The organism is Brachybacterium sp. AG952 (assembly GCF_004362645.1).
GTDB classification, from domain to species: domain Bacteria; phylum Actinomycetota; class Actinomycetes; order Actinomycetales; family Dermabacteraceae; genus Brachybacterium; species Brachybacterium conglomeratum.
The window spans coordinates 160076-171761 of sequence record NZ_SNXV01000004.1 but is presented as its reverse complement, the minus strand read 5'-3'; the positions used below and the strand labels follow the sequence as shown (position 1 = coordinate 171761).

The window sequence follows — 11686 nt, the reverse complement described above, 5'->3', positions numbered from 1 at the left end:
GCGCCGCTGGTCCAGGAGGAGGCGTCGAAGTCGGGTTGGTTCCAGTCGGCGGCGGGTGCGGTGCCGTCGTAGAGGTAGCTCCAGTCGGCACCGGCCTCGACCAGCGTGGTGCTCGTCGGGTCTTCGGGCTCCTCGGCCGAGCCCGTGGCAGTGAACACGGCGGTCGAGGACGAGGCATTGCCCCGGGCGTCGATCGCCCGTACGAAGTAGCGAGTGTCGGCGGGAGCGACGGGGAGCCGGGTCGAGGTGTCCTCGATCGTCGCCACGACGCGATCCTCCATGAGGACCTGGTAGGCGGCGACCTCTCGGTCTTCCGATGAGCCCGTCCAGGAAAGGGCGACTCCCTCGGCGCTGAGCTGTGCGCTGGGATCCGTCGGGGTGGAGGGGGCCGATGTGTCGAGCTGCTGGTGGCGCACGAATCCACCGGACCATTGCCGCTGGTATCCCTCGCGCGTCGAGTAGCTGTAGTCGCCGCCCTGCCACAGCGTGCCCGTGGAATCCACGAAGAGCGCCCACGCGCCCGCACCGCGACTGGTGTTGAAGGATCCGTTGAACGAGGGCACCCGTGCTCCGGTCGACGCGCTCCACGCCCCGGCCCCGTAGATGTGATGCGACTCGGTCCAGCCGTTCCCGATCGACGGCCACGTGGTGGCGCCCTCGTACTGGTTGTCGAAGCAGTGGCAGCCGCCGTAGACGACCTTTCCGTCACTGGCCAGGGCCTGGAAGTCCCCGCCCCTCTGGCCGATGCTCGAGCTCAGGACGTCCATTGAGCCACGGTCATAGCTCATCAGGGAGTGCTCCGATCCTCCCAGCCAGACGCGGTCCCCGGACTCCAAGACCGCCTGCTGGTAGCCGGAGCGTCCAGCATCACGGTTGGAGAACAGCACGTCCCAGGGGAAGAGGTCCGTGGACGACGTCGAGAGCGCAGCCGCCTTGTCGGACTCGCGTTCCTTCGACCGGCTGAAGAACCCGGCGAAGTACACGCGGTCCCCACGTTCCGAGGCATCGAGTGAGACGACGGTCCCGTTGAACTCGGGGTTCCAGTCGCCGTCAGGAGTGCCGTCGGCGACCGCGAACCTGGAAGCGCTGCGCGTGTAGACCTGTGACGTCACGGAACCGCCTGTGGAGTGCGTGAACGATCCTCCCGCGTAGAGGTGCCCGTCCTGGACGTCGAGACTGCGGACGACGGGCACTCCGCCGCCCAGTGCGTTGATCAGGGACCCGGTGAACGCCTCGTCGATCTCGCCGGTCGCGGCGTCGAGGACGACCAGCCCGCGATGGGACTCGCCGTTGACCATCGAGAAGTATCCGCCGACGGCGATCCGTCCGCCGGGCATGGCGGCGATGGCCTTCACCTGGTTGTCGAACGTCGGACGGAATCCGCTCACGAACTCTCCCGAGTCGCGGTCGAAGGCGGCGAGGTAGTGCTGGCCCACAGCACCGGATCCGCCTGCTGTGCGCTGGACACTGGTGAAGTTGCCGCCTACGAAGACCTTCCCTCCGCTCTCGGCGAAGGCGGAGACCTCGTTGCTCCCCTCGATCGAGGAGGGGCCTGCACCGAGCCCGGCCGTGCCCCAGGGCTGCGGAAGCGCGAAGCTGTCCGCCGAAGCGTGCCCCGTCGTCGCCTCGGTCCCTGAGTCGGGGATCGCGGAGAACAGGTCCTCGCTCATGAGCTGCGGGCGGAGGAACACCTGGGTGAAAGGACGGGCGTAGCCGGTGCTCGAGTCCTTGGACCAGAGATAGCTGCTGGCACTGTTCGATCCGCGCACCCCGGGGCCGAAGCCGAAGCCCATCGCCCAGCCCTCGTAGGAGCCGGTGGTCATACGCACTCGTCGGAAGTCGTTGTCGGTCCCGAAGTTGGCAGTGGTGGCACCGTTGCCAGACCTGGTCGCCCCGTCGAACGAATAGCTGACGACGGGCTGGTTCGAGTCGAACATCCAGGTCCAGCGGCTGCGGCGCTGATCATGGGTGAACCTGACCTCCTGCCGACCGGTCCCCTGCTGATCGGTCGCACGCACGAGACGGATCCCGTCGGGCAGGGACGCGATCGGCTCGTCGTCGTTGAGCTGCTCGATGAGCTCGCCGGAGAGCTGTTTGGGACTGAACGCCGATGTGCCGTCGACCGCTGCGCGGACCTGGGCCGGGGTGCCGGAGCCGTTGTAGGCCGTGGACCAGCCTTCTCGTCCCCTGCCCACCAGGACCCATCCGCCGCCGGCCCGGGTCTGATCGCAGTAGAACTGCTCCGCCTGCGTCATCGCAGGCGTCAGGAGCCAGTAGACGCCGTCCGCGGAGCTGGGGTCGTTCTGCTTGATCTCCCAGCAGGAGGCGGCGGCCGTCCGTTCGCTGAGCCCGTCCGGCGACGGGGGGACGGGATCCGCGGCCTGTCCTCGGGGGAGCGGGGCGAGCAGACCGGTCAGCAGCGCGGCGCTCGCCACGAGGGCGAGCAGTGCGGTGCGTCGCGCGGAGAGGGCACGCATGGGCTTCGACACGGCGGGTGCCTGCTTTCGGAGGAGGCTCAGCATCGGGGATCGTCAGGGAAGGAGTGCGCGGCGACGCGCCAGCTGCCGTCGTCGGCCTGCACCATCGTGAACAGGTGCAGGGCGCGAGGCATCGTGGCCGACGGGTCGCCGATCGGCTCCCCGTCGGCGTCGGTCATGCTCACATCGGAGGAGTCGATGCACGCGCTGATCTCCGCGGTGACCGGGTCCGACGAGGCATCGAGCTCGGAGATCTCGAGCTCGGCGACGACGGGACTCCCGGTCATCGCCCAGCCCTGAGAGCTCAGTTCGAGCCACTGCGCTTCGAGCTCCTCGGCGTATGCGTCGATCGCGACGTCGGAGAGCGCGTCGGAGAGCTGAGAGTCGGTGGTGACGGATTCGGGCACCGGCGCGACGGCGAGTGCGATGAGCTCGGACGCCTCTTCCTCGCGGAGCTCCCCCGGGGTTGTGGAGATCGCTCCGCCCGAGGGGGCACCGCTTCCGGGAGCATCCGTGGGAGAGGGGGAGTCCGAGGGGCCGGGAGCCGGCGTCGAGGTGCCGGGATCATCGGTGGGGGCGTCAGACGGAGCATCTGTCGGGTCGTCGTCGGGGGCATCCGTCGGATCGTCCGAAGGTGCGTCGGTCGTGTCCGGCGTCGGGGAGGACGGATCCGCGGTGCTGGAAGGCTCTTCCGCGGACGGGTCGCCGGGACCGGCGTCGACTCTGCCGCCCGGGATGAGCACCAGTGCGAGGACGGCGGCGATCACGACCAGGGTGAGGGCGAGCAGGACCCACGGCAGAGCTCGGCGGCGGGAAGCGGTGGAGTCGTGGCCAGGTGTCGGGGAGTTCATCGGAGACCTTCCCTGGAGGAGCGGGGACTGGGCGTGTGATCGTGGCCCGGCCCCCGACGACGAGCGATACCGGCGAGATCATCGAGATGGAGCCTCGTCCGGCCGAGCCGGCAGGCGACGAGCATCAGCAGCGCGCCGACCGCCGCCGCGAGGAGCAGCGTGATCACCGTGGGGCCGAGGACGCCCCTTAACACTGCTGCCGGAAGTCCGGCGGCGAGGAGACCGAGCGCCAAGGGGACCAGGGCCGGGCGCGGCGTGATGTCCAGGCGGAGCACGAAACGCACTTCCGCCGCCGCCAGCACGGCATCGAGGATGCAGGCGGCAGCCCAGGCGATCGCCGCTCCCGTGATGCCCCACATCGGGACCAGCAGCACGATCAGCGCGAGGTTCACCGCGACAGCGATCGCCTTGTTGAGGGCGGCGAGACCGCTTCGACCGCTCATGAGGAGCACCGAATGGATGTTCCCGGCGAGGAAGGTCGTCAGCGCCGCCAGGCACATGATGGTCAGCACCGGCGCGCCGGCCGAGAAATCGTCGCCGAGCAGCGCGAGCACGACGGGGGAGAACACGGCGAGCAGGAGGTAGACGGGTGCGCTGAACAGCACCAGCCAGATCGTCGCGGTCCGGTGGAGACCTTCGAGCTCGGCGGTCTCACCGCGGTGGATGTGCCTGCTGAACATCGGTGAGACCACCACGCGGAGCGCGGTGTCGATGATCATCCCCGCAGCGACCAGTCGAGCGGCGGAGCCGTACACGCCGGCGGCGGCCGCGCCTGCCAGGGCTCCGACCATGGGGACTGCGGCCCAGATGAGCAGCTGCTCGAGGCTGGAGGAGATGACGCGGGGCATCGCATAGCGAGCGGCGCGACCGGGATGTGGGCTCCTGCGGAACTCCGCGAAGGAGGCCGACGGCGCTGTGCGACGGGTCTGGAGAGCGAGGACCAGGACTGCGGCCGCGGCGGCCGGCAGGGTGGGGACCGACCATGCGAGGCCTGCGGCGACAGCGCCTCCGCCGAGCGCGACGACGGCGATGACCAGCGCGGGACGGAGGGTCGGGAGGGCGACGTTCCCAATGAGGACGTAGGTCGTGATCCGGCCGAGTGCACGGGTCGCGGCGAGTGCTGTGAGCATGACGGACGCGGTGGGGAGGAACAGCGCGATCGACCGAAGCGTCTGCGCAGTGACGCTGCCCGCCGCCGTGCCGTCGAGCAGGTGGGCGGTGATCAGCAGCCCCGCAGCGCCCAGCACGCCGCCGGCGGCGGAGACCGCCAGCAGGTACCAGCAGGTCGGTCTGACGGACTCGGGCTCGCTGTCCGACAGGCGCGGGAGCAGCCAGAGCGCGGCCGAGTCCATTCCCAGTCGGGCGATGCCGAGGGCGATCGTGAACGCGGCGATCGCCTGGAGCACGACGCCGCTTCCGGCATCGCCGAGGGCCCGCCCCAGGACGACGATGAGGACGAGTCCCATGGCGGCGCTGATGGCCGAGCCCGCGAAGCTGATCGCACTGCTCCGTGCGAGGGAGCCGCGAGACGTCGTCACGGGACCGGGGGTGACCACCTGTGTCATCCGAAGCCCCTGCGGACTCTCTGCATCAGGACGCCGGCGATGAACTCGGAGTTGCCGATGACGTAGCGGCGCCACAGGCGTCGTGGCTCCAGTCCCAGCCGCCACAGCCACTCCAGGCCCGCCGAGATCATCCATCGGGGCGCTCGTCGATTGGTGCCGCTCAACCAGTCGAAGAGGCCTCCGCACGTGAGCACGGCCGGCGGGAGCTGGTCACGGTGGGCGTCGATCCAGAGCTGCTGGGCGGGGTCGCCCATGCCGACGAAGAGGATGCCGGTGCGGTGCGCACGGATCTCCTCCAGCACGTCCTGCACCTCCTCGTCACGGATGTACCCGTGATGCGTCCGCAGGTCGAGCCCGCAGAACCGCTGTCGCATCGCCGCCGCCGCCGTCTCGGCCACGCCCGGGGCGGCTCCGAGGAAGAACACCGGCACCGAGCTGTCCGCTGCCTCACAGAGGATGGGGAGGGCGACGTCGGTGGTGGCCAGCCGCTCCGGGACGTGCACGCCGAGCAGGCGGCCCGCCCAGACGACCGACTGGCCGTCGGCATAGGTGTGGGACGTCGACACCAGCTCCTTGAAGGCAGGATCGCGCCGGGCCATCGTGCACACCGACGCGTTCACGCCGACGACGACGTCGACTCCTTCCGTCCGTGCCATCTCGAGCACCTGGGTGACGAGGGTCTGCTCGGTGTGCGCCGTGACGGGGACTCCGAGCACGTCGACGGAGGCTGGCGACGGACTGAGGACTCCGTGCGTCATCGTCTCCTCCTCTGTGGTGCTTCGGCCCGTTCCGGCGAGCGCTATCGGGGTGCATCCCCGGTCGGCGGGCAGATGGCGCCCGTGCGTCGCTCACCACGGATGTGTGAGATCGCAGTGTATGTCCGAAATGCCCTAAAAGCCACAAGTGGTACGAAATGGACTTCGTGCTGGTGGGGAGGTGGACGGTGGACGTGACATACGGCCCCCGGGCAGTCCTGGTGAGGCCTGTCCGGAGGCCGAGTCCCTGGAGCCGAGTCTGGTTGCTCCCCTGTGTGCCACCCTGGCCCCATGACCTCCCTCCCCGCCGACAGTCACGTCCACAGCGAGTTCTCCTGGGACACCGGCGGCCCGGCCTCCGCCGCCCGCGGCACGATGCGCGCGACCTGCGAACGGGCCGTCCGGATCGGACTGCCCGGGCTGTTCTTCACCGAGCACCTCGATCTCGAGGACGCCTGGGTCAGCGACCATGAGGACTTCGACGAGCACGAGGCTCATCTGCTGGACGAGGACGGCGTGGTCTCGGTGCCGCGCTTCGACGTCGAGGGCTATCTCGAGGAGATCGACCGCTGCCGCGCCGCCTTCCCCGAGCTCGCGATCGGGACGGGCCTCGAGTTCGGCCAGCCCGGACTGCGCACCGACGCGGCCCGCGCCCAGCTGGACCTCACGGCCTTCGACCGGATCACCGGCTCGCTCCACACCCTCGAGCTCGATGACCACCGCGTCGAGCCGAACACGATGTTCCGCCGCCTCACGGCGGGCGACGTGATCCGCCGGTACCTCGCCGAGGTCCCCGCCGTCGTCGCCGCCGACGGCCCGCACGAGGTGGTCACCCACATCGACTACGCCGTGCGCTACTGGCCCGAGGAGGCGGAGGGCCCCTTCGACCCGCGGCGCTTCGAGGAGGAGCTGCGCGGGGCGATGCGCGCCATCGCCGACAGCGGGAGGGCGCTCGAGATCAACACGCGCCGCCTGCGCCCCTGGATTCCGCAGTGGTGGGCCGAGGAGGGCGGCCGGACGATCAGCTTCGGCAGCGACTCGCACACCGCGCTCGACATCGCCGCGAACTTCCCCGAGGCGATGGCGCTGGCGGACTGGGCCGGCTTCCGCCCCGGCGCCGACCCGCGGGAGCTGTGGCGGCGCTGATCAGACCGAGAGGACCTGCCCGGTCTCGACGCCCTCGACGCTGCGCAGGTAGGTCGCGGCGACATCGGCCGCGGGCACCGGCAGGAAACCGGGGAAGCTCGAGTGGTAGCCCTCCGCCTCGGCGAGCACGTTCGGGCTGACCGCGTTGATCCGCGCCCCACCGGGCAGCGTCGCCGCATGAGCGCGGACGAAGCCGTCCACCGCGCCGTTCGCCGCGGAGGCGGCCGCCCCCGTGGGCACGGGGGAGTGGGAGAGGATCCCGCTGGTCAGCGTGAAGGATCCGCGCTCGGCCAGCAGCGGTGCGCCGTGGACGACGAGGGCGATCTGTCCCAGCGCCTTGTCCAGCAGGCCTGCGCGGTAGTCGGCGACGGTGAGCTCCGCGGCCGGGGCGAAGGGCACGTTCCCCGTGGCGGCGACCACGGCGTGCAGCGGACCGTCGGCCGTGACCCGCTCGTAGAGCGCGGCGACAGATGCCTCGTCGGTGAGGTCCACCCGCTCGCCGCTGGAGCGCGAGGCGCGGACCACCTCGTGGCCCTGCCGCTCGAGCAGCTCGGCGACCGCGCCGCCGATCAGTCCGCTCGCTCCGACGACGAGGATTCGCTGGGAGGTCATGCTGGAGCTCCGTTCGGTGAGGCGGACGGTTCCGCGGTGTGCGGAGCCGTCCGCACCACCGTATCCTCGTCGCGTCGGTCCACACCCCGGACCGTCGGCCGGCCCCGGCACGATGCCCACCCCGCATCGCCCCTCGGGCGAGGCCGCAGGAGGCTCCCGCGCGGAGCAGGACGAGGAGGTCTGATGCGCGCACTGCGCAAGGTCGCGCCCGGCGCGGGCCTGGAATGGACGAGGGTCGACGAGCCCGACTGCGGCCCCTGGGACGTGAAGGTGCGCGTGCTGCGCACCGGGATCTGCGGCACCGACCTGCACATCCTCGCCTGGGACTCGTCCGCGGAGGCGATGTGCGACACCGTCCCCTTCACCCCCGGCCACGAGTTCTACGGCGAGATCGCCGAGGTCGGCGATGAGGTCGACGACGTGCGCGTCGGCGACCGCGTCTCCGGCGAGGGGCACGTGGTGTGCGGGACCTGCCGCAACTGCCGCGCCGGACGGCGCCAGATGTGCAATCGCGTCCGCTCCGTCGGCGTGCAGCGCGACGGCGCCTTCGCCGAGTACGTGACCGTCCCGCACGAGAACGTGTGGGTCCACGAGCACGACGGCGGGCAGGAGCTGATCAGCCCCGAGCTCGGCGCGGCCTTCGACCCGCTGGGCAACGCGGTCCACACCGCACTGAAGTTCCCGCTGGTGGGCGAGGACGTGCTGATCACCGGCGCCGGCCCGATCGGGCAGATGGCCGCGGCCGTGGCCCGCCACGCCGGCGCCCGCTACATCACCATCACCGACATCTCCCCGGAGCGCCTCGCGATGGCGGAGGACTGCGGCGCCGACGTCGTCCTGGACGTCTCCACCACCCGCGTGCTCGACGCCCAGCGCCGGCTCGGCATGCGCGAGGGCTTCGACGTGGGCCTGGAGATCACCGGCCAGGCCCGCGCTCTGCAGGAGATGATCGAGAACATGAACCACGGGGGGAAGATCGCGCTGCTGGGCCTGCCCTCGCGGCAGTTCGAGATCGACTGGACCGCGGTCGTCACCCGCATGCTCACCCTCCAGGGCATCTACGGCCGCGAGATGTACGAGACCTGGAACGCGATGTCCGCGATGCTCTCCACCTCCCGCACCCTGCGCACCGCCATCGAGCGCACCATCACCCACGTGCTGTCCGCCGCGGACTGGGAGGACGGCTTCGCCCTCGCCCGCGAGGGGAAGGCCGGCAAGGTGCTCCTGGACTGGAGCGACGTCGGCGACTGACCCGTCGGCCGCACTTCCCGATCCGCGCGCCCCGCCGCCCGCACGACATCCCGCGACCTCACCCCCACCCGAAGGACCCACACCCATGTACACCGACCTCAAGGACCAGCTGACCGCCGAGCTCGACGAGATCGAGCGGGCCGGCACCTTCAAGCACGAGCGCGTGATCTCCACCGCGCAGTCCGGCCGCATCATCGCCGGACCCGTCGGCCGCGACGGCGCCGAGGTGCTGAACTTCTGCGCCAACAACTACCTGGGCCTCGCCGACGACGAACGGCTCGTCGCCTCCGCCAAGCGCGCCCTGGACGAGCGCGGCTTCGGCATGGCCTCGGTGCGCTTCATCTGCGGCACCCAGGACCTCCACCTCGAGCTCGAGCAGGCGCTGTCCGCCTTCCTCGGCACCGAGGACACGATCCTGTTCTCCTCCTGCTTCGACGCGAACGGCGCCGTCTTCGAGCCGCTGTTCGGCACGGAGGACGCGATCATCTCCGACGCGCTGAACCACGCCTCCCTCATCGACGGGATCCGCCTGTCCAAGGCCGCCCGCTTCCGCTACGCCAACGCCGACCTCGACGACCTGCGCACCCAGCTCGAGGCCGCCGCCGCGCTGCACGACGGCAAGGGCGCGAGGCGCACCGTCATCGTCACCGACGGCGTGTTCTCGATGGACGGCTACCTCGCCCCGCTGCCCGGCATCTGCGACCTCGCCGACGAGTTCGGCGCGCTGGTCATGGTCGACGACTCCCACGCCGTCGGCTTCATGGGCGAGTCCGGCGCGGGCACCCCCGAGCACTTCGGCGTCTCCGACCGGGTGGACATCTTTACCGGCACCTTCGGCAAGGCGCTCGGCGGCGCGAGCGGCGGCTACGTCTCCGGCAGGCGCGAGATCGTCGCGATGCTGCGCCAGAAGGGCCGCCCGTACCTGTTCTCCAACTCGCTGGCCCCCTCGATCACCGCCGCGACGCTCACCGCGCTCGAGCTCGTCGAGGGCAGCGCCGAGCTGCGCGCGACCCTGTTCCGCAACGCCGAGCTGTTCCGTCGGCGGATGGGCGAGGAGGGCTTCGAACTGCTGGACGGCGAGCACGCGATCGTGCCGGTCATGTTCGGCGACGCGGCGCTCGCCGCCCGGATCGCCGACGCCATGCTCGACCAGGGCGTGTACGTCACCGCGTTCTCCTACCCGGTGGTGCCGAAGGGGCAGGCGCGCATCCGCGTGCAGCTCTCCGCCGCGCACACCGAGGAGGACATCGAGGCGGCCGTGCGCGCCTTCGTCGCCGCCCGCGAGGCCGTGCTGGCGGGCTGACGACGGCAGGACGGCGGCCCCGAGCCGACGGTTCGCGCTCGGCCGCGGACGTCCGGCCGGGTGGGCCGAATGAAACTGCGCTCCCTTCGTGACCTCAGCCCTTATATGGCGTTGAGGTCACGCAGGGAGCGCAGAATTATGCGCGGCCCGGATGGTGTGGCGTCTCGTCAGCCCAGCCGCATCCAGTCGTCGGTCCGCACCCGCAGCCCCAGGCTCACCGCCCGCAGCACCATGAAGAAGAAGTTGCAGGCCAGCCACAGCAGTGCGAGCCCCAGCGGGCCGCCCGGTGCCCACAGCGCCACCGCGATCGCGCCGGGCAGGACCAGCACCGCGATGAGCGAGCCGACCTTCGCCAAGTAGGGCGCGTCCCCGGCGCCCATCAGCACCCCGTCAAGCACGAACACGTACCCGGCGATCGGCTGGGTGATCACCAGCACCCACAGCGCCGCGCGCAGGCTCTCCTGCACGGCCACGTCCGGGGTGAACAGCGAGGGCACCACGTAGCTCGCCGCCATCAGCAGCACCGCCACGACCGCGCCGCCGCCCACGCCCCACACCATCAGCCGCCGCGTCACGGCGTGGACGGTGCGCGGGTCCGAGGCGCCGAGATACCGGCCGGTCAGGGCCTGCCCCGCGATCGCGAGGGAGTCCAGCGCCAAGGACAGCACCGTGAACACCGTGGTGGTGAGCTGGTGCGCGGCCAGCTGCACGTCCCCGAGCCCGGTGGCGACCACGGTCGAGGCGATCACCACCACCCGCAGCGACAGGGTGCGCACGAACATCGGCACGGCGTCCCGGCCCACGGCGACCAGGTTCGCCGGCTGCAGCCCGAGCCCGATCCCCTCTCGCCGGGCGCGGCGGACGATCACCGCCAGCAGCACCAGCGCCATGCCCCACTGCGCGATGATCGTGCCGATCGCGGAGCCGGCGATGCCGAGGCCGACGCCGAAGATCAGCAGCGCGTTCAGCGGGATGTTCACGATCGCGCCGCCGACGGCGACCACCAGCGGCAGCGTCGCGTCCTGCAGCCCGCGCACCAGCCCCGTCGCTGCCTGCACGGCGAGCATGGCGGGCAGGCCGAGAGCGCTGATGCGCAGGTAGATCGTCGCCTCGGCGAGCACCTCGGGGGAGGGGCCGAACAGGGCCAGCAACGGCTCCCCGGCCACCACCAGCACGAGCGCCGCGGCGGCGCCGACGAGCAGGGCGAGCCAGCAGGCGTCGATCCCGCGGGAGATCGCCTCGCGGCGGCGGCCAGCGCCGAAGGAGCGGGCCACCGCGGCGGTGGTGGAGTAGGCGAGGAACACGGCCAGGCCCACGACGGTGGTCAGCACGGTCGAGGCCAGGCCCAGGCCCGCGAGCGAGGTGGTCGAGACGCGGGCGATGAACGCGGAGTCGGCGAGGACGAACAGCGGCTCGGCCACGAGCGCGCCGAGGCTCGGGATCGCCAGGCGCAGGATGTCGCGGTCGACGGTGCGCCGCGCCCGCTCCTCGCGCGGCTCGGCGATCGGCGCTTCCCGCGGCTCGACCGTCGGCTCCTCGCGGTCGCCGCCCGTCCGCTCCTCGCGGTCTCCGGCTGTCGGCCCCGAGGGTCCGTCGTCCCTCAGCTCGTCGGGCTCGTCGGGAGAAGAGGCAGGGGTGGGCACCCCACCATTGTGCGACGAGCACCCGACCATCGTCGGTGCCGGGGGCACAGGTGCGCGTGAGACAGTTCCCGCGGAGCACTCCG

9 protein-coding genes are annotated in these 11686 nt (G+C 71.2%); 3 read left to right on the top strand and 6 right to left on the bottom strand.

Annotated elements, in window-relative coordinates; genetic code table 11:
• From DEU31_RS16830 to DEU31_RS11160, 4 genes are all read right to left on the bottom strand, one after another.
• On the bottom strand, window positions 1–2489 hold a 2489-nt coding region (locus DEU31_RS16830), incomplete at its 3' end, for a fibrinogen-like YCDxxxxGGGW domain-containing protein (RefSeq protein WP_166649477.1).
• A 26-nt stretch (window positions 2490–2515) separates the two neighbouring features.
• The gene (locus DEU31_RS11170) at window positions 2516–3328 is read right to left on the bottom strand and encodes a hypothetical protein (protein ID WP_133677167.1); all 813 of its coding nucleotides are present in this window, start codon (window positions 3326–3328) and stop codon (window positions 2516–2518) included.
• Entirely contained in the window at window positions 3325–4866 is a 1542-nt protein-coding gene (locus DEU31_RS11165) for a polysaccharide biosynthesis C-terminal domain-containing protein (RefSeq protein ID WP_166649476.1), read from the bottom strand. Before DEU31_RS11165 ends, DEU31_RS11170 begins: the two co-directional genes overlap by 4 nt.
• Before the next feature lie 23 nt (window positions 4867–4889).
• The gene (locus tag DEU31_RS11160; RefSeq protein WP_133677165.1) at window positions 4890–5651 is read right to left on the bottom strand and encodes a WecB/TagA/CpsF family glycosyltransferase; all 762 of its coding nucleotides are present in this window, start codon (window positions 5649–5651) and stop codon (window positions 4890–4892) included.
• Window positions 5652–5939: 288 nt separating this feature from the next.
• Between DEU31_RS11160 and DEU31_RS11155 the strand changes: the two genes are divergently transcribed.
• Window positions 5940–6794, top strand: a complete 855-nt coding sequence (locus DEU31_RS11155; protein WP_133677164.1) for a PHP domain-containing protein — start codon at window positions 5940–5942, stop codon at window positions 6792–6794.
• Here DEU31_RS11155 and DEU31_RS11150 read toward each other — a convergent pair whose 3' ends face one another.
• Window positions 6795–7406 carry a short chain dehydrogenase gene (locus DEU31_RS11150; RefSeq protein WP_133677163.1) on the bottom strand — a complete coding sequence of 204 codons (612 nt, stop codon included), beginning with the start codon at window positions 7404–7406 and terminating at the stop codon, window positions 6795–6797. It abuts the gene before it with no gap.
• A gap of 183 nt (window positions 7407–7589) precedes the next feature.
• Between DEU31_RS11150 and tdh the strand changes: the two genes are divergently transcribed.
• Both tdh and DEU31_RS11140 read left to right on the top strand, forming a co-directional pair.
• The gene (gene tdh / locus DEU31_RS11145; protein WP_133677162.1) at window positions 7590–8657 is read left to right on the top strand and encodes an L-threonine 3-dehydrogenase; all 1068 of its coding nucleotides are present in this window, start codon (window positions 7590–7592) and stop codon (window positions 8655–8657) included.
• Between the two features lie 85 nt (window positions 8658–8742).
• Complete coding sequence (locus DEU31_RS11140; RefSeq protein ID WP_133677161.1) at window positions 8743–9960, top strand: glycine C-acetyltransferase; 1218 nt, start codon at window positions 8743–8745, stop codon at window positions 9958–9960.
• A gap of 167 nt (window positions 9961–10127) precedes the next feature.
• Here the strand turns inward: DEU31_RS11140 and DEU31_RS11135 are convergent, their stop codons facing one another.
• Window positions 10128–11603 (bottom strand): MATE family efflux transporter, encoded by a 1476-nt coding sequence (locus DEU31_RS11135; RefSeq protein WP_243733814.1) that lies wholly within the window; start codon window positions 11601–11603, stop codon window positions 10128–10130.
• Between the last annotated feature and the right edge of the window lie 83 nt (window positions 11604–11686).

Coding starts and splice junctions, on each gene's coding strand:
- DEU31_RS11170 (WP_133677167.1), bottom strand. CDS start 3,328: ATGAACTCCCCGACACCTGGCCACGACTCCACCGCTTCCCGCCGCCGA.
- DEU31_RS11160 (WP_133677165.1), bottom strand. CDS start 5,651: ATGACGCACGGAGTCCTCAGTCCGTCGCCAGCCTCCGTCGACGTGCTC.
- DEU31_RS11155 (WP_133677164.1), top strand. CDS start 5,940: ATGACCTCCCTCCCCGCCGACAGTCACGTCCACAGCGAGTTCTCCTGG.
- DEU31_RS11150 (WP_133677163.1), bottom strand. CDS start 7,406: ATGACCTCCCAGCGAATCCTCGTCGTCGGAGCGAGCGGACTGATCGGC.
- tdh (WP_133677162.1), top strand. CDS start 7,590: ATGCGCGCACTGCGCAAGGTCGCGCCCGGCGCGGGCCTGGAATGGACG.
- DEU31_RS11140 (WP_133677161.1), top strand. CDS start 8,743: ATGTACACCGACCTCAAGGACCAGCTGACCGCCGAGCTCGACGAGATC.